The sequence below is a fragment of the Marinobacter sp. LQ44 genome (assembly GCF_001447155.2).
Lineage (GTDB): Bacteria > Pseudomonadota > Gammaproteobacteria > Pseudomonadales > Oleiphilaceae > Marinobacter.
The window spans coordinates 1,455,464-1,481,259 of sequence record NZ_CP014754.1 but is presented as its reverse complement, the minus strand read 5'-3'; the positions used below and the strand labels follow the sequence as shown (position 1 = coordinate 1,481,259).

Annotated in this window: 26 protein-coding genes and 3 pseudogenes; 22 read left to right on the top strand and 7 right to left on the bottom strand. The window is 55.1% G+C overall.

Annotated elements, in window-relative coordinates:
• Positions 1-5: 5 nt before the first annotated feature.
• From ASQ50_RS21785 to ASQ50_RS06925, 13 genes and pseudogenes are all read left to right on the top strand, one after another.
• Positions 6-185: pseudogene (locus ASQ50_RS21785) on the top strand (EamA family transporter); the annotation flags it as partial.
• 52 nt (positions 186-237) lie between these two features.
• Positions 238-465: an EamA family transporter gene (locus ASQ50_RS21620; RefSeq protein WP_264754045.1), complete on the top strand. Its 228-nt coding sequence runs from the start codon at positions 238-240 to the stop codon at positions 463-465.
• Positions 447-914, top strand: coding sequence for an EamA family transporter (locus ASQ50_RS21380; RefSeq protein ID WP_412535736.1), 468 nt, complete (start codon positions 447-449; stop codon positions 912-914). The genes ASQ50_RS21620 and ASQ50_RS21380 overlap by 19 nt, the downstream gene beginning before the upstream one ends.
• A gap of 131 nt (positions 915-1,045) precedes the next feature.
• Positions 1,046-1,252, top strand: a complete 207-nt coding sequence (locus ASQ50_RS06980) for a DUF2933 domain-containing protein (protein ID WP_058091913.1) — start codon at positions 1,046-1,048, stop codon at positions 1,250-1,252.
• Positions 1,242-1,589, top strand: a pseudogene (locus ASQ50_RS06975) (isoprenylcysteine carboxylmethyltransferase family protein); the annotation flags it as partial. The gene ASQ50_RS06980 and the pseudogene ASQ50_RS06975, both read left to right, overlap by 11 nt.
• 317 nt (positions 1,590-1,906) lie before the next feature.
• Positions 1,907-2,929 (top strand): carboxypeptidase-like regulatory domain-containing protein, encoded by a 1,023-nt coding sequence (locus ASQ50_RS06970; RefSeq protein ID WP_058091914.1) that lies wholly within the window; start codon positions 1,907-1,909, stop codon positions 2,927-2,929.
• A 15-nt stretch (positions 2,930-2,944) separates the two neighbouring features.
• Entirely contained in the window at positions 2,945-3,778 is an 834-nt protein-coding gene (locus ASQ50_RS06965; protein WP_058091915.1) for a hypothetical protein, read from the top strand.
• A 773-nt stretch (positions 3,779-4,551) separates the two neighbouring features.
• A pseudogene (locus tag ASQ50_RS06955) lies at positions 4,552-4,860 on the top strand (methyltransferase family protein); the annotation flags it as partial.
• Positions 4,861-4,927: 67 nt separating this feature from the next.
• Positions 4,928-5,386 carry a hypothetical protein gene (locus ASQ50_RS06950; protein WP_058091917.1) on the top strand — a complete coding sequence of 153 codons (459 nt, stop codon included), beginning with the start codon at positions 4,928-4,930 and terminating at the stop codon, positions 5,384-5,386.
• A gap of 137 nt (positions 5,387-5,523) precedes the next feature.
• Entirely contained in the window at positions 5,524-6,012 is a 489-nt protein-coding gene (locus tag ASQ50_RS06945) for an outer membrane lipoprotein-sorting protein (RefSeq protein ID WP_227513275.1), read from the top strand.
• Positions 6,013-6,045: 33 nt separating this feature from the next.
• Entirely contained in the window at positions 6,046-6,816 is a 771-nt protein-coding gene (locus tag ASQ50_RS20445) for an ABC transporter ATP-binding protein (RefSeq protein ID WP_227513274.1), read from the top strand.
• A gap of 642 nt (positions 6,817-7,458) precedes the next feature.
• The gene (locus tag ASQ50_RS06930; protein WP_058091920.1) at positions 7,459-8,034 is read left to right on the top strand and encodes an ABC transporter permease; all 576 of its coding nucleotides are present in this window, start codon (positions 7,459-7,461) and stop codon (positions 8,032-8,034) included.
• Positions 8,027-9,160 carry a hypothetical protein gene (locus ASQ50_RS06925; RefSeq protein WP_058091921.1) on the top strand — a complete coding sequence of 378 codons (1,134 nt, stop codon included), beginning with the start codon at positions 8,027-8,029 and terminating at the stop codon, positions 9,158-9,160. Before ASQ50_RS06930 ends, ASQ50_RS06925 begins: the two co-directional genes overlap by 8 nt.
• An 89-nt stretch (positions 9,161-9,249) precedes the next feature.
• Here ASQ50_RS06925 and ASQ50_RS06920 read toward each other — a convergent pair whose 3' ends face one another.
• Complete coding sequence (locus tag ASQ50_RS06920; protein WP_058091922.1) at positions 9,250-9,531, bottom strand: hypothetical protein; 282 nt, start codon at positions 9,529-9,531, stop codon at positions 9,250-9,252.
• Positions 9,532-9,679: 148 nt separating this feature from the next.
• Positions 9,680-9,964 carry a hypothetical protein gene (locus ASQ50_RS06915; protein WP_058091923.1) on the bottom strand — a complete coding sequence of 95 codons (285 nt, stop codon included), beginning with the start codon at positions 9,962-9,964 and terminating at the stop codon, positions 9,680-9,682.
• 152 nt (positions 9,965-10,116) lie between these two features.
• Between ASQ50_RS06915 and ASQ50_RS06910 the strand changes: the two genes are divergently transcribed.
• Together ASQ50_RS06910 and ASQ50_RS06905 are read left to right on the top strand one after the other, a co-directional pair.
• On the top strand, positions 10,117-11,061 hold the full coding sequence (locus ASQ50_RS06910; protein ID WP_058091924.1) for an IS5 family transposase: 945 nt from the start codon (positions 10,117-10,119) through the stop codon (positions 11,059-11,061).
• A 203-nt stretch (positions 11,062-11,264) separates the two neighbouring features.
• Positions 11,265-12,461 carry an IS4 family transposase gene (locus tag ASQ50_RS06905; protein WP_058092936.1) on the top strand — a complete coding sequence of 399 codons (1,197 nt, stop codon included), beginning with the start codon at positions 11,265-11,267 and terminating at the stop codon, positions 12,459-12,461.
• 68 nt (positions 12,462-12,529) lie between these two features.
• Here the strand turns inward: ASQ50_RS06905 and ASQ50_RS06900 are convergent, their stop codons facing one another.
• From ASQ50_RS06900 to ASQ50_RS06880, 5 genes are all read right to left on the bottom strand, one after another.
• Positions 12,530-12,748: a hypothetical protein gene (locus ASQ50_RS06900; RefSeq protein ID WP_058092649.1), complete on the bottom strand. Its 219-nt coding sequence runs from the start codon at positions 12,746-12,748 to the stop codon at positions 12,530-12,532.
• 528 nt (positions 12,749-13,276) lie between these two features.
• A complete protein-coding gene (gene chrA / locus ASQ50_RS06895) occupies positions 13,277-14,578 on the bottom strand; it encodes a chromate efflux transporter (RefSeq protein WP_058092650.1) in 1,302 nt (433 codons plus the stop codon).
• Between the two features lie 85 nt (positions 14,579-14,663).
• Positions 14,664-15,335, bottom strand: coding sequence for a hypothetical protein (locus ASQ50_RS06890; RefSeq protein ID WP_058092651.1), 672 nt, complete (start codon positions 15,333-15,335; stop codon positions 14,664-14,666).
• A 15-nt stretch (positions 15,336-15,350) separates the two neighbouring features.
• Positions 15,351-15,989 (bottom strand): HupE/UreJ family protein, encoded by a 639-nt coding sequence (locus ASQ50_RS06885; RefSeq protein ID WP_156510055.1) that lies wholly within the window; start codon positions 15,987-15,989, stop codon positions 15,351-15,353.
• 142 nt (positions 15,990-16,131) lie between these two features.
• Positions 16,132-16,503 (bottom strand): hypothetical protein, encoded by a 372-nt coding sequence (locus tag ASQ50_RS06880; RefSeq protein ID WP_058092653.1) that lies wholly within the window; start codon positions 16,501-16,503, stop codon positions 16,132-16,134.
• Positions 16,504-16,672: 169 nt separating this feature from the next.
• Here ASQ50_RS06880 and ASQ50_RS06875 point away from each other — a divergent pair, with 169 nt between their 5' ends.
• From ASQ50_RS06875 to ASQ50_RS06845, 7 genes are all read left to right on the top strand, one after another.
• A complete protein-coding gene (locus ASQ50_RS06875) occupies positions 16,673-17,023 on the top strand; it encodes a DUF3147 family protein (RefSeq protein WP_058092654.1) in 351 nt (116 codons plus the stop codon).
• A gap of 141 nt (positions 17,024-17,164) precedes the next feature.
• A complete protein-coding gene (locus ASQ50_RS06870) occupies positions 17,165-18,508 on the top strand; it encodes a TolC family protein (protein WP_227513273.1) in 1,344 nt (447 codons plus the stop codon).
• A 5-nt stretch (positions 18,509-18,513) separates the two neighbouring features.
• Positions 18,514-19,785 carry an efflux RND transporter periplasmic adaptor subunit gene (locus ASQ50_RS06865; protein WP_058092655.1) on the top strand — a complete coding sequence of 424 codons (1,272 nt, stop codon included), beginning with the start codon at positions 18,514-18,516 and terminating at the stop codon, positions 19,783-19,785.
• Positions 19,785-22,910, top strand: coding sequence for an efflux RND transporter permease subunit (locus tag ASQ50_RS06860; RefSeq protein WP_058092656.1), 3,126 nt, complete (start codon positions 19,785-19,787; stop codon positions 22,908-22,910). Before ASQ50_RS06865 ends, ASQ50_RS06860 begins: the two co-directional genes overlap by 1 nt.
• Positions 22,911-23,027: 117 nt before the next feature.
• Positions 23,028-23,537 (top strand): hypothetical protein, encoded by a 510-nt coding sequence (locus tag ASQ50_RS06855; protein ID WP_058092657.1) that lies wholly within the window; start codon positions 23,028-23,030, stop codon positions 23,535-23,537.
• A gap of 24 nt (positions 23,538-23,561) precedes the next feature.
• A complete protein-coding gene (locus ASQ50_RS06850) occupies positions 23,562-24,881 on the top strand; it encodes a ferric reductase-like transmembrane domain-containing protein (protein ID WP_058092658.1) in 1,320 nt (439 codons plus the stop codon).
• Positions 24,878-25,711, top strand: coding sequence for a cytochrome b5 domain-containing protein (locus tag ASQ50_RS06845; RefSeq protein WP_058092659.1), 834 nt, complete (start codon positions 24,878-24,880; stop codon positions 25,709-25,711). The genes ASQ50_RS06850 and ASQ50_RS06845 overlap by 4 nt, the downstream gene beginning before the upstream one ends.
• Positions 25,712-25,796 lie beyond the last annotated feature (85 nt).

Sequence of the window (25,796 nt, the reverse complement as noted above, 5' to 3'; positions counted from 1 at the left end):
AGTTGATGTCGATACGTTCAGCTGCCGGCATGGTGCTCATTGTGGTTCTTTGGGCGATTTGTTTTCCCTTTATCGTGGTGGGTCTTCCAGACGCGCCACCCTTGCTTTTTGCGGCGTTACGGGCATTGCTGGCGGGTATCTGCCTGGTTCTGATCGCCCTTGCAAGGGGCGGTCGCGTCCGATACTCCCCCCCGACAGTTTTTTGTGTTGACGGCTATCGGCTTCAGTTACACCGGTATGGGGCTTGGCGGGATGTTTCTCGGAGCCGGAGAATTGGGCCCCGGGCTTGCAACCGTTTTGGCAAACGCACAACCACTTTTTGCAGCTGTGTTGTCCTATTTTTTCATCAGGGAAGTTGTGAGCGGGCGTCTGTTTGCCGGATTACTCATTGGCTTTATCGGTGTTGTGGTGCTCGCAGCGCCTGACATGGAAGTAAGTAACTCCAGATTCATAGGATCGGTTTAAATTCTTGGTGGCGCCGTTGGGGTACTGCCATTGGAAACGTACTGCTTAAATACCAGGCCGGCAGCGATGATATCTACTGGTCAATGGGCATTCAGCTTGTAATTGGTTCAGTTTTTCTGGGTTTTGCTTCTGTCATCCTGGGCGAAGGCATGGACATTAACTGGACCTGGTCGTTTGCCACCGCTGCTTTAATGCTGTCCATTCCCGCTACGGCACTGATGGTCGTGTTGTGGTATGCCCTGCTGGCAAGCGCTCCTTTGAACAGTCTCAATTCGTTTACCTTTCTTACGCCGGCCATAGGTGTTGTTATCGGGCTACTGTGGTTTGGGGAAACCTTCACTGTTGTGGAAATCACCGGCATTAGTATCACAATTATTGGTCTGATTATCGTCATGAAAGCACCGGGCGAAGGCGGGAGGGTGCGCGAAGTTCGTCCAGGAATTGATTGAGATCAACTCTTTTTCCAAGCTGGCTGAAGTGTTCAGTTTGAATTCAGACTTCTGTGATTACCTAGACTTATCACTTGGGTTTAGGAGCTGGTAAGCAAAAATTGCTTGTCACAGCTTCAGGAGAATTCGTTATGGAATTTAGCCGTCGATATTGGATTACGCTTTCTTTCTTCGGTGTGATTGCTCTGGTTCTCCTTTGGGGCGAGCACAAGGTTCATATTCTCGGCGCACTGCCGTGGTTGATTCTCCTGCTGTGCCCGCTAATGCATATATTTATGCACGGAGGCCATTCCGGACATCAACATGGTCCGAAAAAGGAAGATCACCATGAGCAATGAAGCAACTGACTACGGGCTCTGGAGTCTCGTCGTCCTGAACTCTGCTGTTTTTATCTTTTTTGCGTTCAGCTTTTTCAAGCCTAAAACTAAGCGCGACTGGCGCTCGTTTGGTGCCTTTAGTGCGTTTCTGGTCGCGTTGTTTACTGAAATGTACGGTTTCCCGTTAACTATTTACTTCCTTGCGGGCTGGTTACAAAGCAGCTACCCAGATGTTGACTGGTTTTCCCATGACAGCGGGCATTTACTGGAAATGTTGTTTGGGTGGCAGGGTTCTCCCCACTTCGGGCCATTCCATTTGCTGAGTACCGCTTTCATTGCGGGTGGATTTTATCTGATGTGGGATCGTAATAAAGTCGGTAACAACATAATAAAGTTGGTAACTTACTAATAGAGTTGGTAACTCGTTTCCGGTGTCCGCTTGGTCAAACCGCTCATCAAAAAATGAAGAGAGTAACCGGATCAACGAATGCCGCTTCATGGGATTCGATGCTGGTATGCCTTTGGAGTCGGCTCGACAAAAAATAACTTTATAAGTACGCACTGTTACACAGAAGCTGAAATCCTCTCCTAGTATTTTACCCACGACGGCACTGCTTCAACGCCTTTCAGAAGGTGGTAGCCGTTAGGGACTAAACGAAAACACGGAGGCTTTAAATGCTAAGACTATTTGTCTTATTCGCGTCTTTATTATCCATTGCACTCATATCCATCCAGACACATGCGAGCAACAACGGAACTGCTGCTTGTGAGACTCTTCCAGAACCTTTTCGTCAGCTTGCAACAATGACGTTAGACCCAGCCGTGGGGAATCCCCCTCAAACTGGGCTCTGCCACCGTGTTGCTAATGCTGAAAAGCACTACGCAAAAGAGGCTGACGATAAGGCGATTCAAGAGCTGGAAAAATATATCGCAGGCGTTAGTAAGAGAAGCGGAAAATTTATTGGGGAGAGTTACGCGGCTGCATTGATATCTGAAGCCGAGAGAGTCGTTTCCATTATTTCTGGTAACTTTGAACCAGAGACATTGGCTATAAATGGCGGTGTGTTCGGCTTCAACGATAAGGCACCTATCGGCGGCGCAATCGTTAACGTTAGCTTTATCGAGTCGGGATCTACGTTCACAGCCACCACCGATAGCAATGGTCTGTTTTCAATCTCAGATCTAACGGAAGCTGGAGTTTACGTTGTAGACGTAACAACTCAGGATGGAAGAACAGGCAGCGCTCAAGGCAGTTTGCTTGAAACCGAAAACACATCTTCTGTACTCGTTACTGTTGACCCCGCAGGTAGCAGTGCCATCTACGGAACTGTTTATGATGAATCTGGGCTGCCTGCTCCCGCCGCTCTGGTAACAGCTATCTTTCCCGATACTGACCGAAAATACTCAACAATCTCGTCAAGCGATGGATCTTTTGCACTGACGAATGTCCATGGAGATGGAACTCTGATTCTCGTTGGCTTCAAAAACGATACTGGTGCTAGCGGATCCACCACTGGAGTCCTGTCGAGTTACTCCTCCCAGATCACGCGCAACCTGACAATAACTGCGCCTCAGACTGTAAATGCCGAGTTCCTGAATAGCAATTTCGAGAATGGCCTAGAAGGATGGTCTACAGAAGGCTCAGTCACCCTCATTGACCGAAACCTTGTTTTCACCACACCGGACTCAGGCAACTAAGGGAGATTGAGTAATATGGATATCATGAAGAAAGTGGCGCCAAAGTTAAGCGTCGTGATCCCTTGCACAGCAGTGATGCTTCTCGCCGGTGCGCAAAGCGCAGCTGCAGCTGGCTGTCCGGTAACCCAAGCGGCTGTTGTCAGCAATGCTGGCTCGCAATCAGCAAAGGGTACCTTGAGTCAGGCGTTTGTTGTTCCACCTGCTTACGAGCAAGTCTCTGGCCGTCTTCGGTTTCTTTCTAACGAGTGGCCGCAATACTACGGTACAGAGTATAATGACACTTATCTCGCACGTTTAACTGCGCCCGGTAAGGTCGAAATCATAGCGAACGGAAACGTCAACAGTTCTACCTGGTCATCAGGTCTGCTTGGGTATAACGGGGCTACGCCTGAGATCAATTACAACACGGATCTTTCCGGGCTGGTAGGCACGACGGTACAGCTAGCGTATGAAGTACAGGATGTAGGGGATACGATCGTAGACTCGGCCCTGGCCGTGGACGCCGTGCAGGTCCTCCGTACAGAGCAATTTGTGCCCGTCGAAGGACAAGGTGGTGCATTGACCGGCGATGCTACGATCAGTGGATCATTTGGCCAGGCGGTTAAACTGACATTCACTAACCAGAACCTTCTTGGCACGACAATATCTGTCAAGGATACTGACCCGCTTGGACAAACGAAGGAGTCGATTATTCTGCCTCAGCAGAGCGTCACCTTCACTTTTGTAAACGGTGGGGACGAGCCTATGGGATGGAATTTTGAGGTATCGACCAATTCCGATGCATTCATAGTTTCATATGGCATCGAATCTACCTGGACTGACGGGATGCCACCCAATCCATGCTTCTAAGACTGTTTGTTTTGACTCTCGTCATTATCGGATCGGCTTGTAGTACTCAGTCGCAGCAAGCACATGCTCAAGAGAGCGATGCGGTCACAATCAATTTGACTGGGGACGCGATTGAGGCAGCCGTTCTTTCGGAAGGAACACTTTGGCTGAAACTCACACCAAGTGGAAGAAACCAATTGGCCACCGCGACGAAGGATAACCTGGGTAACCGAGTAACGATCCACGTTCTTGACCATCAAGCGTTATCGCTAATGGTCGTTCACGAACTCCCAATGGAGAAGCTGGTAATCAAGGCTCCATCACCAGAGCTAAAAGCCGCAATAGAACCCTATCTGGTAAAAACGAGATAGAAACTTTAAACGGGGGCAATTTCTGCCCCCGAACTCCACTTGCAGTTCCAAAGATTTTTGAAAGGTTGAGATCAAACCACTAGATCTTTGGAGACACTCGTGCAGACATAAGTCACTCAAATGCGTCATCCCCAATATTTCCTTCAGCCCTTCAGCTATGGATCACACGTGGAACATGCCTTCATGATGGAAAGGAACGGAGGCGAGCAATAAGACTCAGCTGAGAGGCAAAAACGGAATAGGATTGGAATTTGGTGCCAGTCAGGCTTTTAATAGTTACTGACTTTATTATTATGCAGGGGGCAGCCATTCTAGTTAAACCTACCTCAAAGTTACCGACTTTATTTCCATCGCATCGGTTCTGAGGGGAAAATACGCCCCCTGGAGAGACTTTTAGTTACCAACTTTTTTACGATCCTACATCTGATCGCGGCCGGTTGGCGCACACTGTACACCGCTCAGAAAGAGAGCAAACTCGCCACCAGTGGGCTTTATGCCTGGGTTCGTCATCCGCAATATGTCGGGTTTGCACTGATCATGTTTGGCTTTCTCCTGCAATGGCCGACGCTGCTTACCCTGGCAATGTTTCCGGTACTCCTATGGATGTACTCACGTTTGTCCATTCATGAGGAGAAAGATATCGAGAAAGAGTTTGGGGAGGCGTGGCGCGACTATGCGGCTAAAACACCACGGTTTATCCCAAGTTTCCGGGATTTTCGACAACGGATTTAGCTTCATGGCCAGGGCGCTGAATTGGCATCGCAACGACGTGCGTTCAACTTAAGGAGAGTAAGCCATCATGGATATCAAAAGCTTTGGTGAGTTGATCGAGTGGACCCGAGACCTGCACACGCATCTGGCCCAGTGTCTCGGGCACTGCGCCACGCGGCATGAGGAGGAAAGGGCAGGAGTGTTACTGGAGTATCTTGCATCTCACGAATCGGAACTTGCACGGATCGTCGAAGAGTTTGAGGGTCAGAGTGCCAGTAACACACTGGAAACACGGGTCTATGACTACCTCAGACACAATCCGATAGAAACACACCGCACCTGCGACGAGCCATACGCCAAACTGGATTTCCAGGGAATCTACCGCGAGGTTATGGATTTCCATGAGCAAGTCATGAATCTGTACAAGAATCTTTTGGGTAAAGCGGAAATCCCGGAAGCTCGAGAGTTGCTGGAAGGACTACTGGAGATGGAAACGAACGAGTCTATGCGCCTGGCCCGGCAAATAGGACGGATGGACGATCTGTGATTCATTACAGGCTTTCCTGCTTTCTTCTAATTGTTTTGTTTTCTGCCCCTCTTCTGGCGAGCACGACTTCGGCGGTTTCTTTAATTGAACGCATGGAGCAGTTGCTTTGGTCAGACAGTAGTCACGGCCGCTCCACCATGCGTATCGAGAGTGACTACTGGACTCGGGAGCTGCAGTTGGAAGCCTGGATGAATCGGCCCGATCACACCTTGATCCGGATTCACTCACCGAAAAAAGAGGCTGGCGTTGGCTCGCTGAGAATCGGCGATGCCATGTGGAATTACCTTCCCAAAGTTGATCGCACGATCAAGATTCCACCGTCAATGATGCTACAGCCATGGATGGGGTCCAACTTCAGCAACGATGATCTGGTCAAGGAAAGTTCATTTGTCGACGACTACACCCATGAGGTTGCCGGGGTAGATGATTCTGGCGAGGTGCCGGTGTACCGGGTCGTCTCAACGCCACGGCCCGACGCGCCGGTGGTCTGGAGCCAGCTTGAATTCGAGATCCGCGCGGACGCTATTCCCGTGTCCCGAACGATCATCCACATTGAATCCATTGAATTCGATATTCCTGTAGACGAGGCGCTTTTCTCATTGCGTCGCCTGCGCAACCCGGAATGAGGCTCCGCTATTAGCATCGTCAATGTCCAGCATGTGTCGCGGATTTATCAGCAGGATTCCATCGCCGTCAAGGCGCTGAACGATGTATCCGTGGCGATCGAGCCCGGTGAGTTCACAACGCTGGTGGGGCCGTCGGGTTCGGGCAAGACTACCCTACTGAACCAGATCGGGGCCCTGGACGAACCGGATACGGGGCGCATTCAGGTGGCGGGTGAGGAAATCACCGGGCTCAGCCGCAAGAAGCGCACCATTCTGCGGTTGTGGAAAATCGGTTTTGTGTTTCAGGAATACAACCTTATCGGCGTCTTGTCGGCTCAGGAGAATGTGGAGTATGTGCTGATGCTTCGCGGCATTCCGTTTCGGGAACGACGGGCCGAGGCCCGGCGCATTCTCGCGGAGGTCGGGCTGCAGGGGATGGAACAGCGTCTGCCCCATGAACTCTCCGGCGGCCAGCAACAACGTGTCGCGGTGGCCAGGGCCATCGTCAGTAAGCCTGCGATTGTCCTGGCCGATGAGCCAACCGCCAATCTCGACTCCGCGACCGGTGCGGCCCTGCTGGACTTGATGCGGGGGTTGAACGCCGAGCACGGGATTACCTTTGTGTTTTCCACCCACGATCCGATGGTGATGGAGCGAGCGCGTCGGAGGTCTGGTGTTTCTCTGGGCTTTTATCGATGGCATCAATGCCCAGATGATCAACAACATGACCGGTTATGTAACCGGCGACCTGAAAGTGCACCAGCGCGGATTTCACGACGACCGGGAAATGAACATTGCCGTTGCCGAGCATTGGAACCTTGCTGAGGAAATGTCCTCCGTAACCGGTGTCGCAGCGACCACGCCCAGGGTGACGGGCAATGCGCTGGCCAGCCATGCCGACCAGTCACGGGCCTTGCAGGTGATGGGGGTCGACAGCACAACAGAGCCGCAGGTAACCCGGCTTGATCGGTCGATCATCCACGGGCGCTATCTGGAGGGGGACAATGAGATCGTTATGGGCGTGGACGCCGCCAGTGCCCTGAGTACCTCCCCGGGAGATGAGCTGGTGCTGGTGGTTCAGGCAGCGGACGGCTCCATTGGCGCAGACCGGTTCGAGGTGGTGGGTGTTTTCGAAACCGGCATCAAACGTATTGATGGATTTGTAGCCCAGATGCCCCTGGCATCCGCCCAGACACTGTATGCTTTTGAAGGGCGGTTTACCGAGATTGCTGCCCGCGTAGAGGACTCTGACCAGTTCGAAGCGGTGGTTGGAAGCCTGCGGAAGCAGCTGCAGGAACGCAATGTGGAGGTCCTGGGCTGGCTGGTGGAGATCTTGCCTCCAGCGCCCAGACCATTCGCGGCATCTACCGCACCGGCAGTGACCTGTTCGACACAGAGTATGCATTCATCGATATCAATGCAGCCCGAACACTGGGCGGCCTGCAGGAGGACGAAGTTTCACGGATCGTGCTGAGGCTGTCAGATCGCTCAGACAGTGTGGCCCTGGCACAGACCCTGAACCAGTCGTCGCCTCTGACCAACCACGGGCTGGTGGCCCAGGACTGGGAAACCTTGCTGCCTGTGGTTGTGCAGATGGTTGAGATGAGCAAGGTGGATTTCTATCTCATTCTGTCGGTGGTCTTTGTGGTGGTCGCGATTGGCGTCATGAACACCATGGTGATGTCGGTGATGGAGCGTACCCCGGAACTGGGCGTCATGCTGGCATTGGGTACGAGAGGCGGACAATTACAGCTGACGATTCTGTTTGAGGCATTCTTTCTTGCGGTGTTGGGTATGGTGGCAGGAACGGTGGTTGGCGGCCTGCTTGTGTTCTGGCTTGGCCAGACCGGTATTGATCTGTCCTCGGTCAGTCGCTCTCTGGAAGCCATCCCCGGTATCACCGACCGCATCTATCCGGTGTTGATTTTCGATCATGTCTGGCTTCCCAGCCTGCTGTTGTTCCTGTGCTCCGTGCTGGTAGCGCTGTACCCGGCGTGGCGGGCCTCACGACTGGACCCGGTTGAGGCCATTCGGCATGGTTGATCGCACTCCACTGGTGGCGGTGGGCCTGGCCTGGCTGATGCTGGCTTCGAACGCTGCGGCTGATTTCAGCCATTCCGGATCGCTCAAGAATCTCAGTGCCGGGTCGCGCTCGCTGGTTGATGAGGATCGTTACTTCTCGAACCTTACCCGCCTGCGTCTGGAGCCCCGCTATCGATATGAAGACTGGGTTCTGGATGCGGCCTACGACCTGGAGCTGGTGACAGGCAGTTTTCTGGACAGCCCGGAATTCGCCCTGCTCAGAGAGGTTCCCGATCCACGCTACTGGGATCTTCAGGGCGACGTCTATGAGTCAGGGGATGTGTTGGCGCGTCATCAACTCTACCGTGGCACCATACAGTGGCGCTCGCCAGCCGGGAATTTCCGATTTGGGCGCCAACAGGTGAACTGGTCCACCGCCCTGATCTGGAACCCCATGGACATTCTCAATCCTGTCAGCCCCCTCAATCTGGAACCTGATGAACGAATTGGCGTGGACGCCGTGTTATGGGACAGCCCCTGGGGGGCAACTGGCCGAATCAGCGCTGTTCATGCCCCGCAACACGGTGATAAAGAGGCCAGCACGGCGGCGAGGGCCAAGCGTTTTGTTGCCGGGGTCGATGCCAGTGTGATGATCGGCGATTTTGCAGGCACGACCAAAGCGGGTGTCAGCGGCAGTAGCTCAGTGGCCGGCACCGGTTGGCGTACTGAACTCGTCTGGAGCGAAGCAGATACTGGCGATGGTTACTGGCAGGGCGTGGCAGATCTGAACTGGGCGTATCGCAACGGCTTTAACCTGGCATTGGAGTATTTCTACAACGGTCAGCCCGCACGGCCCGGAAACCTGGACCTTTTGAGGCTGGTTTCCACCCGCCCACTGTATACCGGGCGCCATTATATCGGGCTGCTGGCATGGCAGGATATCAATCCGTTCTGGCAGTATCGCGTGGTGGTCATCCGCAATGCCGATGATGCCAGTTGGGTACTTTACCCCCGGTCCACATGGACGCTGCCATTCAAACGGGAAATTTATCTCACGGCAGGAGCCCAATGGTTCGGAGGCGACAACGACAGCGAATATGGGAGATTAGAGCCGGTCGGGCTAATGGAGTTACAATGGTTTTTCTGAACATATAGTTAGGAATTATATGATAAATAGCCGATGATCTTTTCGTAAGATGACCGGCTATGTTTTAACATGATGTTCGCTGCACCGATTTAGTGATGATTATGGTTAATAGGCGCTCTCTCTGATTGTTCTTTTCCGTAATTAACTTCGCGTGATTCATCCTGGTTTGCCTGAGATTTTTTTACCATCCCATGGTTTTGTTTCTCATGCATACGGTGCATGTGCATGCTTTTAGTATGCTCTGTTTTGTTAGGGTAACTGGTTTTGTTAGGGTAACTGCGTTCTTCATTGAAGCGATCGGCCAAGCCGCCGGCCGTGGCCATGGTTGAAAATGCAGCCATGATTGCAGTAACGATAATTAGTTTTTTCATAATGTTGATCTCTCTTTCTATAAGCTGACTCGGTAATTCAAGTCAGGTTCAGGTTGGTATGGTTTACTTGCTGGCGTTAGAACGCCGGCTGCTCAGCATTCGAGTCAGGCGGTGCCTGCGTCTCCGCGAGCTGACTTTGCCGCATGGTTTACCCTGCGGTATTTTTTTGCTTTTTCTCCAATGCCTTATGATAGGCGCGACCCTCTTTCGTCATCATTTGCAGGCGAGCCTCCATACCTACCTCGGAAATGGCATAAAGCGTCATGTCCCTGTGCAAACGCCGCATATCGTCATTCTGAAGAATCTTTTCAACGGACTCGGTGTTCATTATTTGGCTGTGCATGGCCTTCATGTTCTTATTGTCTGACATGTTGCCTGCAAGTACGGATGTTGAAATCGTGACGGCTGCTGCAAATACAAATAACGTTTTCATTATTACACCTCCGGGTTGTTTGATGGCTCTATTGAAACATCGGTTTCTGAAATGACCCTGAATTTTAATAAAAAAACAAAGGGAGGCTCTGAATAAGTCTCAAAATCAGCGATAATACGGTCACCGTCAACCGCACAGGATTCGTTGCCACCATGGATCAGATTACCTTCTCCGAAGCTGAGTACCAGACCAAGAAGCGCAAGACCCGCCGCGAGATCTTTTTGGAGCGGATGGACAAGCTGATTCCGTGGAAGCAGTTGGAGAAGAAGGTAGCCCGATATTATCCCAAGGGCCAGACCGGCCGACCACCGTATCCGCTGCCGACCATGCTGCGAGTCCACTGCATGCAGTTGTTCTATAACCTCAGCGACCCAGCCATGGAAGACGCTCTTTACGAGATCGAATCCATGCGGCACTTCGCTGGTCTGAAGCTGGACCGCCTGCCGGACGAAACCACCATTCTCAAGTTCCGCCATTTCCTTGAACGCCACGGACTCGGCAAGGTGCTGTTCAAAGAAGTTAACAAGCACTTGGAAAAGAACGGCCTGATGCTGCGCGAAGGCAGCATTGTGGATGCCAGCATTATTTCGGCACCGAGTTCCACCAAGAACAAAAGTGGTCAGCGGGATCCAGAGATGCACCAAACCAGGAAGGGCAATCAATGGTATTTCGGCATGAAGATGCACATCGGCGTTGATGACACGCTCGGACTGATCCACAGCATCGACACGACGGCCGCCAACGTCCACGACATTGTGCCGGCCGGCAACCTTCTTCACGGTGACGAGCAGCGCGTGTTCGGTGATGCCGGTTATCTTGGCATTCAAAAGCGGGATGAGCATAAGGATCGCAAAAACGTCTCTTGGTTCATTGCCAAACGCCCCGGTTCTCGTAAAAAACTGGACGACCGAAAGTTGAAGGCTGAAAAGCTCAAAGCCAGCGCCCGTGCCAAAGTGGAACATCCGTTCCGGTACATCAAACAGGTCTTTGGCTACAGCAAGGTTCGCTATCGCGGCCTGGCTAAAAACAGTAACCGATTACACTTGCTGGCCGCGTTCAGCAACCTGCTGATGGGTGAAAAATACCTGCTGGCGTAGTGCCAGTGCGCCTGTTTTCCGCCGGAATCGCGGGAAACGGGCAAAAAATGAACAAATAGAGGGGCTGATCGTGCCTAAATTGCCTTTGAATACTGACGGATCCCCACGAAATAGATAAGAAAATCAGGATGATATGATTGAAAAGGCCTGCATGGGTCGGCATGTTGTTAATCGCCAAACCAACAATATGCCTAAGGAGACCCATGCAGGCCCCTCGATTCTTACATACTCTGCTGACCTCATCACTCCCCCTGGTCCATGCCAAGCGCCTGCAGGCGCTGCTCGACACGGTGGGTGCCCTGCTGGGCGAGCGCCGCCTGGGCTTGACCGCCCTGGGGCGTGCCTTGCCAGGGCCAGTGGCTACCAAGCACACCATCAAGCGAGTCGATCGGTTGCTGGGCAACCCTCACCTGCATCAGGAGCGTCCCCTGTTCTATTGGCTCGTGGCCAGCCTGCTGATTGGCCACATGACCCGCCCGCTGATTCTGGTGGACTGGTCGCCGATTGATGACCGTGGCAAACGGTTCTTGCTGCGCGCCGCGGTGCCCTTTGCCGGGCGCTCGCTGCCAATCTTCGAGAAAGTCCACCACAAGGATGGCTGCCAACACTGTGAGGCATACTTGTTGGCCGCTCTGGCCGAGATACTGCCTGACAACGCCACGCCGATCTTGGTCACCGATGCGGGCTTTCGTAATCCCTGGTTCGAGGCGGTTGAGGCACGTGGTTGGTACTACGTCGGCCGGGTGCGTAGCCCGGTTCGCTGCCAGCTGCCAGGGCAGGCGTGGCAACCTGTGTCAGACCTGTTTCCGCAAGCGACATCGGTACCGCGGGCGCTGGGTTCCGTGCAAATTGCTGAGAGCAATCCACTGACCACCCGCATGGTGCTCTACCATCGGCCGCCGCAGGGGCGCAAGCATCGCAACAAGCGCGGACAGGTCTCCCAGGACAGCCGCAGCCGGGCGATTGCCCAGCGCCAGAAGGAGCCCTGGGTGCTGGTCAGTAACCTACCGGCGCGCTCAACGCTGGCGGACAAGTTGGTGGCCATTTACCGGCAGCGCATGCAGATTGAAGAGGGCTTCCGCGACGTCAAGAGTCCCCAGTTCGGGCTGGGCTTCGGCATGCATCAGTCTCGCCAAGGCAAGCGGATCGAAATCCTGCTGCTGATCGCGATGCTGGCCAATGTCGTGGTGATGGTTGCCGGTCTTCAAGTCCGAGACAGCGGGCAACAGCGACGCTACCAGAGCAACACGATCCGTCATCGGAACGTTCTCTCCGTGTGGCGTTTGGGACTGGAGTGGCTGCGACGTCATTGTGTCGGTGCTGTCCCATGGCCCTCTTGGAAGACAGTTCTGACGAGCCTCCAAGGGGAAGTCAAAGAGCAGGCCTTATGCGATGGATAGCAAAGTTCGTGGGGATTCCTCAGCTTTGAATAGCTTTTTTTGAGCTAATAAAGTTATTCGGCAAGAAATCAGGCATTAATCAGACCCTCCCTAATATTCCGGTGATTGGTTTTGTTTTGTGTGCAGATCATTTCAGGTTTTTCTGCACTGATTGTTTTGTTCGGGTAACTGCGTGCTTCATTGATACGATCCGCCAAGCCCGAGTTGGCAGTAGCCATGGTTGAAAATAAGGCAGTGACTGCAGCAGCGATAATTGCTTTCTTAATGATATTTTCCTTTCTTGCCATAAACAGGCTCAGTAATTCAGCTCGGTTTCAGGTTTGTGTGTTTTACTTGTCCGCGATCAGGGCATCGACTGCTCAACATTTGAGTTAGCCGGTGCTTGTGTCTCCGCGAGTTGACTTTCCCGCGGGGGTTACCCTGCGGTGTTTTTCTCCCTTATTACACCTCCTGTTTGGTTGGTGAATGCAGTTAATCATTAGTTTCTGAAATGAAGCTGAAATATAAAAAATATATTTTTGATATTTGTCAACGGCCGAAAATTGATTGGGTTGTGCGAGGGGTATGCGGATATAATTATTTTATTGTTAAATAGGCTGTGTCGCCGAACAATACGAAGTAAGGGGCTTGAACTGACCTATCGGAAGTACATAGGGACTTTGTGTTCGCTTATTTCTGTTCTCTGTCCTCGTGATCATAAAGGCGATGCGTTTACGATGACGCTGCACAGTCACATCGTTATGGATTCCTTTGAACAGGTTCCGTCCGGAGGCTGCACCGGGGCGTCCGCTGTCGTTGTCAGCAGCGAGCTTGGGTTAGCCCGCCATCAGCATCCAGACGGCCCCAAGGCTGGCCAATGTGCTCACCAGGGGGATAACCCCCATTTTGAACTGGAACGCACAGAGAAACGCCACGGCTGAGAGTGTCAGCATCGGCACATCTACGCTGGCAAGATGGGGCAGTTGCATGTTGACACCATACTCCGAGAAGAGGAATTGCTCGGCGAACAGTGCGCTGATCGCAAACCAAAGTGCCAGGTTGGCAATCACTCCAACGACGACGGCAGTGACGGCCCCAAGGGCGGAAGAAATGGCTTGGTTTGCGCGTAGTTTCTCCACGTAGGGCGCACCGGCAAAGATCCACAGAAAGCAGGGCAGAAACGTCACCCATGTGGTCAGCAGGGCGCCAATAGAGGCGAAGAGGAGCGCAGACTCGCCGGCAGCATCGCGGTAGGCTGCGAGAAATCCAACGAACTGTGTGACCAGAATAAGGGGCCCTGGCGTTGTCTCCGCCAGGCCGAGGCCCTCCAGCATTTCACCGGGCTGGAGCCACTGATAGTTCTCAACTCCTTGCTGGGCCACGTAGGAGAGCACCGCATAGGCGCCGCCAAAAGTGACCGTCGCCATCTTTGAGAAAAACACGGCAATCTGTGAATACACTTGGTCGTAGCCCAGGGCGGCCAGCAACCCGAACACGGTTAGTGCCCAAAGTATCAGACAGGTCAGGGCGGCACGCCGGGTGCCCGGGCGCACAATGGTTTCGGTGCTGACCAACGACTGATTAGCCTCCGTATTGTCCGGCCCAAGTCTACGTGCTATCAGGTAGCCCGCAATGCCCGCCGTCAGAACCACGATCGGAAACGGTACGCTGAAAACAAACAAAGCCAGAAAACCGGCAACGGCGAGGAACGGTCTCAAAGTGCCCTTGAGTGCTCGTTTGCCGATTCGTATCAGGGCCTGAACAACAATCGCGAGCACCGCCGCTTTCAGGCCGAAAAAAACACCTTCAACAAGAGTCAGGTCACCGATGGTGACATACGCCCAGGACAAAAGGAAAATTGCCAGGGCCCCAGGAATGATGAACAGCAGGCCTGCAATAACCCCGCCCCTCACACCATGCATTAGCCAACCGATGTAGGTGGCAAGTTGCTGAGCCTCAGGCCCGGGTAACAGCATGCAATAGTTCAGGGCGTGTAGAAATCGAGACTCATCCAGCCACTTCTTCTCGTCTACAATAATCCGGTGCATTAACGCGATCTGCCCTGCCGGGCCGCCGAAGCTGAGAAGACCGATCCTAATCCAGACTATCAGCGCTTCCCTGAAAGAAACTTCACTCATTAGCCCTTTTCCTTGATTACATTATTCAATATCGTTTATTTGTGCCTCGTCCCTGAGGCTGTCGCAGTGGTGCGTACTTTACCAGTTACAGCATTTTCTTCAGTTCACCGTAATCACCGCCGGTGCGCAGTACCATGGTCACATTGTTGTTGTTGCGGTTCCGAAAGAACCAGCCGTGGTTGCCGGTAAAGGCGGCCTCAAGCTCGCCTTCATCCTCCGGGACGCCCCGGCCCTTTTCGTAAGAGATGGACCGGCCGCCACCATCGCCATGGGTGTCAAAGTTAACGGGGCCACCTTCGGATTCCCAGGAAAACCGGGCGATGGCGCCCTCATTCATGGTGAGTTTGAACTCCGTACCCTGGCCCGGCGTCAGCACAAAACGAACCTCATCTTGCCATTCGGATTCGTCGGCGGTTGCTGGAGCAGGCTCTTCCGGCGCCGGTTCGGCTTCCGGAGCTGCTTCGGCAGTGGCGGCGGGCTCAACCGATGCTGGCGCCGGTGCTTCTATCTGGGTTTGCACTGCCACCCTTTGCGCGGCGGCATCGGCGGCCGCTTCTTCGGCCAGCTGTTCCTTGATTTCACCCATCTCGGTCAGGCCCAGAACCCGGCCGGCACCGGTCGGGTCCAGCGCATACTCGGCGGGCATGACCACCGTCACCAGCAGCACCAGGGCAACGATAGCGGCGATAATGGTGGATCGAATCAGTTTGGCGGTGGAGGGTAGTTCCTCCCGGTTTGGTCTATCGGTGTTGTACATAACGAATCTCCAGAATTAAGCGACAAAATAACCGGTGAGCTGATAGCCGAAGAGCAGGAAGCCTGCGCTCATCATGGCCACATTGGCGGTGTAGGCATGGCGGAAAAAGCCATCGGTTTTACGCCAGAAGCTGATGGCAATCAGGATCATGGCCAGGGCGATGAGCTGGCCGATTTCCACCCCGACGTTGAACGCCAGCAGGTTTGGCACCAGGCCGTCCGGCGAGATGTCGTATTCAATGATTTTTGAAGACAGGCCAAAGCCGTGGAAGAACCCGAAGATCAGCGTGGCGGCCTTGGTGTTGGGCTGGAAACCAAACCACCGTTGATAGGCACCGATGTTGTCCAGCGCCTTGTACACGATGGACAGACCGATAATGGCATCAATGATGTAACTGTTGATGCCAATGTTGAAATACACCCCCAGCAGCATGGTGGTGGAGTGCCCTACCGCAAACAGGCTCACGTAGATCGCGATGTGTTTCATCTGGTAGAGGAAGAAGATGACACCCAGCAGGAACAGCAGATGGTCATAACCGGTGACCATGTGCTTGGCGCCCAGATACATGAAGGCGATCAGGTTAACCCCGGTGATCTCCTGGATATAGCCTTTATCGCCTTCGGCGACGGCATGTGCGAGCACATCGGCGCTCATGCCGAACAGCCCGAAGGTCAGAACAATCCATAACAGACGGTATCCGCCGGTGGCATGACGCCTACGCCGAACGCCGCCAAGCAAAGTTGACAACATAAAGACTCCAATTGTGTTCGTTCAGTCAGCTGCAGAGCAGCGAGAATCAGGCAATCAGAGCGGGTTTTGGAGGGCGTTCCAGGCGATAACGAAAATTCTGGGGCGAGGCTCCGGCGAAAGACAGGGGTTGCCGGTGTGAGATGACTTGTGCAGGTGTGAGCGTTATGGTCAGCCGATCTGCCGTTTCATGGGTGTGGTTGCCGGAGTCGTGGTGCTGGTGAGAACCGTGTGAACTCTCGCTGCGATCCTCCAGGCTATGACTGTGGGAATGGTCACCATGATCAGTCACGTCCAACCCTGTGAGTTCGGCAATACCATGGGAAGATGCTTCACCAATGGTGGAGAGCGTCATGCCAGCCAGTGCGATGAGCATAACCATCAGTGGCAACAGTGTTCTGTGGCGAATGGTGGCGATCATGGGTGTCAGTGCATTGGCTCGGTCATGGGCATCGTCGTGACAACCCAGCTTCGGTAGTTGTATTGCTTAAGCGAATGAGGATACCTTTCTCGCCAAACGGATAACAATTAAATATTAAAAATGTTCCGAAGGGTTCGCGCCTGCCGGGGCTTTTGTGGAGAGCAATACAATGACCTGGCTCATAACCAAATACGCCATCACCGCCGCCCTGGTGGTACTGATTTCGGAAGTTGCCAAACGCAGTGACAAACTCGGCGCACTGATTGCAGCGTTGCCCATGGTGACTGTGCTGGCTATGGTCTGGATGTATGTTGAGCATCAGCCTGCGGACAAAATCTCCAACCATGCCTGGTACACCTTCTGGTATGTGTTGCCCACCTTGCCGATGTTTCTGTTGTTTCCGTTCCTGTTACCCCGTTTGGGATTCTGGTTGTCGCTGGCGGTCAGTGCCGTGCTGACCATGATCTGTTTTGTTTCCCTGGCACTCGTAATGAAACGATTCGGCGTTGGTTTGATGTAAATTCAATAGCCAGATCAGAGCACGTGTCTGATTGTTTTGAGCGAGATCAAAAAATCCATTATTTAGGACAAATCTTTCAGTCACAGTTCAGGTTGCCCCTCTAGCATTCTCCGCATAACAGCCTTTTGCGGAGAATTCACTTTGCGTTATCTCAGACACCTTCCAAAACTGGGCATGGCCACAATGCTGGCCATCTCAGCCTTGCCTGCAGTGGCCCAGCAGGAGCTGGGCCTGACGTCGGCCATTGAAATCGCCATACAGAATGACCCCTGGCTGCAAGGCAGCGTTTATCAGGAACAGGCCCTCAGGGAAGAAGCGGTGGCACAGGGCTCGCTGCCTGACCCCCGCTTGACGCTCGGGCTGGCAAACCTGCCCACAGACACTTTCGATCTCGGGCAAGAGGCAATGACCCAGACCACCGTTGGCATTACCCAGCGCTTTCCCCGGGGGGACAGCCGCCGGATTGCCAAAGCCAGGGTACTGCAGATGGCGTCAATACAACCCCGCCAGCGAGACAATCGTGAACTCAAGGTGACCGAAACAGTCACCCACCTGTGGCTCGATGTCTGGCGCGCCCAGCAAAGTGTGCAGCTGATCGAGAGCAGTCGTGGCCTGTTCGAGCAGTTGGAAGACGTTGCCCAGGCGGGCTACCGCTCGGCCACAATGAGCGCCCGGCAGCAGGACGTGATTCGCGCATCCGTCGAGCTGACCCGGCTGGACGACCGGCTAACCGCGCTGTCAGCAGAGCTCAGTTCCAGCCGTGAGGCGCTGGCGGAGTGGGTGGGAGCATGGGTTGACGAAATAGCTGGAATCCGTGCCGACCTCCTGGCTGTTGACGACACCATACCGCCGTATTTGACAGCACTGTCTGCGAACGGCAGTCCGAAGGTCGATAGCGCACTGGCGATCGACCACCCGATGATTCGTGCCACGGATGAACTGATTGAGGTGCGGACTCTGGAGGTGGACCTGGCGAGACAGGCCTACAAACCGGAATGGTCACTGTCTGCACAGTACGGATACCGCGATAGAGCCCCCAATGGCCAGGACAGGGCCGACCTTTTCTCCGTCGGTATCAGTGTTGATCTCCCACTATTCACCAGTAACCGCCAAGACCGGAACCTCAAAGCCTCCGTGGCCCGGGCAGAGACCGTTAAAACCGAACGTATGCTGCAGCTGCGCCAGTTGCAGGCGTCAGCCCGCAGTGCACTGGCGCGCATTGAGCGCCTGGATGAGCGCATTACACGTTACCGGGAAACCCTGCTGCCTCAGATGGAGCAGCAGGCCGAAGCCGCCCTGAGTGCTTACAACTCTGACGATGGTGATTTTGCCGAAGCCGTGCGTGCGCGTATTGCCGAGCTGAATGCCCGCATCGAGCTGGTTCAGATGGTGGCCGAGCGCGCCAGGTCGCAAGCCAGTTTCGATTACGTCACCGCCGGCGCGGATAACGCCCCCCTCATTTCATCAACTCGTTATCAGGACTGACAACTATGGCCAATTTCATTCGCCCTCTGGGCTTTCTCGTGCTGGGTGGTTTTGCCGGTGCCGGCATTAGCTGGTGGCTGGCGGCTGGCGCCAGCATGGATCACACCGCTGATCCTGCACATTCACAGGCCCAGGAGCCGCTTTACTGGGTGGCCCCCATGGACCCTGATTTCAGAAGGGACAAACCGGGCAAGTCGCCCATGGGGATGGACCTTGTGCCGGTTTATGCGGACGGCGGAGCCGCGGATGACCCAGCGGGCACCGTCCGGATATCGCCCGCCGTGACCAACAACCTGGGTGTGAGGACCGGCACGGTTATCCAGGGGCGCCTGCCACTAAACATCACCACCGTCGGGCACGTCCAGTATAACGAGGACGCCATGGCCCATGTGCATCCCCGTGTTGAGGGCTGGATTGAGGCGCTGTATGTGAAGGCGGAGGGGGAGCCGGTTGAACAGGGCAAGGCCTTGTACTCGTTGTATTCGCCCACCCTGGTTAACGCTCAGGAGGAACTGGTTCTGGCGTTGAACCGGGGCAACGAGAATCTGGTCCGTGCTGCAGAGCAGCGTCTATTGGCGCTGAATGTTCCAACCAGCCTGGTACGGAGCCTGAAGGATACCCGCGAAGTGCGCCGTACACTGACGGTCTACGCACCGGCGACCGGGGTTATCGAGAGTCTCAATGTGCGCGAAGGGATGTTCATCAAACCCGGCGACCAGGTGGTGACCATTGCCTCGCTGGACGAGGTCTGGGTTCTGGGCGAGATGTTCGAGAGCCAGATTGCCGCAGTTAAGCCCGGTGATCGGGCGGTGATGACATTGGATTATATGCCGGACCGGCAGTGGCGGGGGCAGGTGGATTACGTCTATCCGGAGATCAACACAACAACCCGCACGGCCCGGGTCAGACTGCGCTTTGATAACACCGACGGTGCCTTGCGCCCGGGTATGTTCGCCCGGCTGAACATACAGGGAGAGCGTGGTGACCGGCGAATGTTAGTGCCCCGGGAATCCGTTATTCGCACCGGCCAGAGTGACCGCCTGGTGCTGGCCCTGGAAGAAGGAGCGTTCAAATCGGTTAATGTCAATGTTGGGCGGGTAGGTGAGGAGTATGTGGAGATTCTGCAGGGGGTAAGGCCGGGCGATACGGTGGTCACCTCGGCGCAGTTTCTGATCGATTCGGAATCCAGCAAAACCTCTGACTTTCTGCGTATGTCGCCCCGACCGACGGAGATGGATCACAGCGCCCATGGCATGCAGCATGAAGGGGGCCACTGATGATCACGTCGCTGATTTACTGGTCGGTTCGTAACCGTTTTCTGGTTGTCATGGCAGCACTGCTGCTGACCGGTCTGGGACTGTACTCCCTGAAGAACACGCCAGTGGATGCACTGCCGGACCTGTCGGATGTCCAGGTCATCATTAAAACCAGCTACCCGGGGCAGGCGCCTCAGGTGGTGGAGGATCAGGTTACCTACCCGCTGACCACCGCCATGCTTTCGGTGCCGGGTGCTCAAACCGTTCGAGGCTATTCGTTCTTCGGTGATTCCTACGTTTATGTGATCTTTGACGAAAACACCGATATGTACTGGGCCCGCTCACGGGTGCTCGAATACCTGTCGCAGGTGGCGCCGAACCTGCCGGAGCAGGCCCGGCCGCAACTGGGGCCTGACGCCACCGGCGTGGGCTGGGTGTATCTGTACGCCTTGGTAGACCGCACCGGGCAGCACGACCTGAGCCAGCTCCGAAGCCTTCAGGACTGGTTCCTGAAGTATGAGTTACAGACGGTACCCGGTGTTTCGGAAGTGGCCACGGTGGGTGGCATGGTCAAGCAGTACCAGGTGCAGGTGAGCCCGGAAAAGCTGCGTACCCTGGGGATTCCCTTGTCCCACATTGAAACCGCCATAAAACGCGGCAATCAGGAAGTGGGGGCTTCGGTGATTGAGATGGCAGAGGCCGAGTACATGGTGCGGGCCTCGGGCTATATCCAGTCCCGGGAAGATTTGCTCTCGGTTCCGCTGGGGCTCGACGACAACGGCACGCCCGTTTTGTTAAAGGATGTGGCCAGCGTAGAAGTTGGGCCGCAGATGCGCAGGGGCATTGCCGAGTTGAATGGCGAGGGTGAAACGGTCGGCGGCGTTATTGTGATGCGTTTTGGTGAAAACGCCCAGGAGACCATAAGGGGGGTGAAAGCCAAACTGGAGTCTTTGCAGAGCAGCCTGCCGGACGGCGTCGAGGTGGTCACGGTGTATGACCGCTCCGGGTTGATCGATCGCGCTGTGACCAACCTCTGGAACAAATTACTGGAAGAACTTCTCGTTGTGGGGCTGGTGTGCGTGATCTTCCTGTTCCACGTGCGTTCGTCACTGGTGGTGATGGTCAGCCTGCCAGTCGGCATCCTGACAGCCTTCATCGCAATGTACTGGCAGGGCATCAATGCCAACATCATGTCGTTGGGTGGTATCGCCATTGCCATAGGCACCATGATTGACGGTGCCATCGTGATGATCGAGAACATGCACAAACACATGGGGCGTACACCGCTGACCCGTGAAAACCGCTGGCAGGTGGTGGCAAAGGCATCGGCCGAAGTGGGGCCGGCGCTGTTTTTCTCATTACTGATCATTACCGTCAGCTTTGTCCCGGTGTTCGTGCTGGAAGCCCAGGAAGGCCGAATGTTCTCGCCGCTGGCCTACACCAAAACCTATGCCATGGCGGCCAGTGCCGCTCTGGCGGTCACGCTGGTGCCAGTGCTCATGGGTTACTTCATCCGTGGCAAGGTGCTGTCGGAGCATCGAAATCCTGTAAACCGGTTGTTGGTGTCGGGCTATCTGCCAATGCTGAAGGGTGTCCTGAAGTATCCGGTGACAACCCTGGTAGTGGTGGTTCTGATTCTGGCGGTGGGGGTGTGGCCTGCCTCCCGGATAGGCAGCGAATTCATCCCGCCTCTGGATGAGGGCGATCTGATGTATATGCCAACCACCTACCCAGGGATTTCCATCGGCAAGGCCCGGGAATTGCTGCAACAGACCGACCGGTTGATTGCCTCGCTGCCGGAAGTGGAAACGGTGTTTGGCAAGGTTGGCCGGGCAGAGACCGCCACAGATCCCGCCCCGCTGACGATGATTGAAACGTTTATTCAACTCAAGCCACGCGACCAGTGGCGTGAGGGGATGACCACCGAAAAACTCAAACAGGAACTGAACGCCCTTATCCAGTTTCCCGGCGTTACCAACGCCTGGGTGATGCCAATCATTACCCGGATTGACATGCTGGCGACCGGGATAAAAACGCCGGTTGGCATCAAGGTTGCCGGGCCTGAGCTGGCAACCATCGAGGCAGTGGGCAAGCAACTGGAAGCCATTCTTTCGGAGGTTCCCGGTACGGCATCTGTGTATTCGGAGCGCGTTGCCGGGGGCCGTTATGTTCAGGCCGATATCGACCGATTACGGGCGGCGAGATATGGCCTCAACATTGCCGATGTTCAGCAGGTGATCGCTTCGGCGGTGGGCGGAATTAACGTGTCTCAAACCATCGAGGGGCTGGAAAGATACCCTATTAATGTGCGTTATCCGCAAGACTACCGCGATTCCCCCGAGAAGCTCCGGCAACTGCCGATCGTGACGCCGTCCGGCCAACGCATTGCCTTGGCGGATGTGGCCGACATTCGGATTGAGGACGGCCCTCCAGCAATAAAAAGTGAGAATGCCCGGCTTAATGGCTGGACCTTTGTGGACATCGAGGGTGTTGATGTGGGCAGCTACGTAGAGCAGGCCATGGCGGTTGTAAATGATGAACTGCAGCTGCCGGCAGGCTACTCCGTGGCCTGGTCCGGCCAATATGAATACATGCTCCGGGCCAAGGAAAGGCTGACCTATGTGGTCCCGCTGACCCTGGCGATCATTGTCATACTGTTGTTTATGAGCTTCCGCCGCATTGCTGAGGTAGCGATGATCCTGGGCACACTGCCGTTTGCTCTGGTGGGCGCAGTCTGGTTTATGTATCTATTGGGTTACAACTTTTCGGTTGCCGTTGGAGTGGGATTCATTGCCCTGGCGGGGGTTGCCGTAGAGATCGGGGTCATCATGCTGGTGTACCTTAACCAGTCTTACCAGTCGATGCTTGAGAGTTGCGAGCAAAAAGGTCTTGAGCCCAGGCGTGAAACTCTCCGGCATGCCGTTCTGCATGGTGCCGGGTTGCGGGTTCGGCCGATCATGATGACCGGAAGTTCCATCATCATTGGGCTGTTACCCATCATGTTCGGCACCGGGACGGGCTCGGAAGTAATGGGGCGCATCGCAGCCCCGATGGTGGGTGGTATGGTCAGTGCTATGCTGCTGGCATTGTTGGTCATTCCCGTATTGTTCTACCTCTGGAAACGAAGGGGCCTTGCGCACCGATGACCTGCGTCAATTCTTGCCAAGAGAGGTTGTAGGTTTGGCCGCTATTTCAGGTTCGATTCAGTTTTATGGTCTTAACTGTAGTAGACACTCATCAACTGTGATGAAAAGGAGAATGTCATGAACAGGTTTACAAGGTTAATCGCATGTTCCGTTCTCGTTTCCGCACCCCTTCTGGTGTTTGCCCAGGGCAACTCCGGGCAAATGCCGCGGGGTGGCATGATGAACCAGGAACAGATGCAGCAGATGCAACAGAACATGTCGCAGATGCAGGAAATGATGCAGGAAATGCGCAACGCCAAGTCGGATGCGGAGCGCCAGCGTATTCGTGAGAAGCACATGGAGTCCATGCAGCAGCACATGCAGATGATGCGTGGTGGCATGATGGGGCAGGGCATGGGCCAGGGCCAAGGGCAGGGCATGATGGGGCAGCACCAGGGCCAGATGGGCGGTGGCCAGGGCATGGGTAACCAGCCGAAAGGTCAGTCCGGCGGCAAAGGGCCTCGTTCGGGTGGCGCGGGTATGGAGCCGGAACAGCGAATGGAAATGATGGAACAGCGCCTGGAGCATATGCAGATGATGATGGAGCAAATGCTGGAGCACCAGGCGCAGGGCCAGAGAGGACGTTAAATAGCTCACTGACATGGAGCGTTTATGACCCTTAGAAAATACCCTGGCGATCTGTTGTTGCTGGGGCTCTTTTTACTGCCTGTCGTTGTTGTTGCTCCGGCGTTGCCCTGGGGCAGTCAGGGTTGGCTGTATTCGCTGGCGGAGCTAGCCGGGGTGTTTGCCCTGTCAGCGTTTCTGCTGGCAGGTATGTTGTCGGCCCGTATTCCCGGTACAGATCCCTGGTTTGGTGGCTTGGTGCGGCTATGGACCATTCACCGCTGGCTGGGGTTCTCGGCCTTTATGCTGGTGATGGCTCATGTGTTGTTGTTGGCACTGGCCACCTTGCCGATGTCTCTTGGCACCAGTGTTGCCACGCTGTTCCCGCCCCTGAGTCATTGGGAGGTCTGGGTTGGCTGGGCCGCCTTCCTCACCATGTTGGTTTTCATCGCCCCCACGCTCGGTTTCTTTGGCACCCTGCACTATCAAAACTGGAAACGCCTGCATCTGCTGTCTGCGCCGGCACTGGTGTTGGCGTTGGTGCATACCCTGATGCTTTCAGCTACAGCCTGGGTCTGGTGGTTGCTCTCGGCCCTGGCTTTGGCGGCCATCGCCTGGCGTAAGTTATTGTCACCCCGTCTGGCCACGAAACCCTATGTGGTAGACGGCATCGACAAACTTGCCCGGGATGTGGTGGAGCTTCGCCTGCGCCCGAAGGGCAAGGGGATTCGCTGGCAGGCCGGGCAGTTTGTGTATCTGACACCGATGGACTCTTCCCTGGTGGCCGGGTACAGGGAAGAACACCCTTACACCATCGCCTCGGGCTCCAGGGATGATGAACTAAAAATCGGCATTAAAGCCGTCGGCGATGCCACCCGGGCATTGCTTGATATCAAGCCGGGGGCAGAGGTGCGCATCGAAGGCCCTTACGGAACCTTTTTTGAGAATGCGGCTTTGGCGCAGAAGGGTACTGGCCTGCCAGGTGAGCCGCGCAAGCAACTGTGGTTGGCCGGCGGTATCGGCATTACGCCGTTTGTTGCTGGCGCCCGGGACAGGGTCGGGAACACTGTGGCTCAGGGGCCAGATGCCTGTTTGTTCTACCTGGCCAACCGGCCGGAACGAGCCTATTACCTGGACGAGCTGGTCCGCATTGCCGAGGCCTGTGATGGCTTTGAGGTTCACACGCACTACATGAACGAACACGGCGTGATCACCCGGGATTATCTGGCCGAGCGCTGCCCGGATTTCGCCGAACGGGACATCTACCTGTGCGGGCCGCCGGGCATGATCAATCACCTGCAAACCCTGCTCAGGCACGAAGGCGTGCCTGCCCATCGTATTCACACGGAGGCGTTTGATTTCCTATGACCAGCAACCGAATTGCCTATACAGGATTTGTTGCCTTTGTCAGCGTAGTTCTGACATTGGTGGTGGTTAACCTGGTTCAGGGCAACCCCGAACCCACAGCAGGTGGTACCGCTGAGAATGCCGATGGTGAGTCGGTTTTCCGGCTCGATGATGTGGCGGAACACAATCATGCCGGCAGCTGTTGGAAGGTGATTAACGGTGTGGTGTACGACCTCACCGAGTACCTGCCGAATCACCCCACCGAGGAAGAGGTCTTCACCCGCTGGTGCGGTAAAGAGGCAACGTCGGCCTGGCTCGATAAGGGCAACGGCCGGCCCCACAGCCCTCGGGCCGCAGCCCGGCTGGAGGATTATCGGATAGGTGTGCTTGAAGGCGGCGCCCCGGCACCAGCACCGGTTGAAACCGCAGATTCGGCTACACAGCCCGCCACTGGCGATGACCGCCTTGGGCGAATGCTGTTGGGTTTGGCACCGGGTAATTATCTTGATGGCACCTACCGGGGCAACTTCATCGACCGTGGGCTGATTCAGGTAAGCCTGCAGTTCCGGCTTGAAGGCGGGCGAATCAAGGGAATGTCCTACCGGCACCTGTTCTATCGGGATGAAGACTATTTGAAGATGGACAGTTCCGCCGAGCTTTACCCGGTTTTGCGTCAGTATCAGCAGATCACGGAGCGCCTGGAGGGCGAGCCGATGGAGGCAATTTTCCGGTTGTATGAGCCAGAGAACGTGGTGGATGATATTGACGGCTACACCGGCGCAACACTTCGTGGAGCCAAGGTGATCAGTGCTTTTCGCGATGGTCTGAACCGGGGCGTCTACAGCTGGTAAGCCGGCGGTAGTGGGCAGGTGACTGCGCTGCCTGCGGGGCTTGTTTTCCGGCCGGCGGGCAGACTGTGTTAGGCTTTTGGGAACT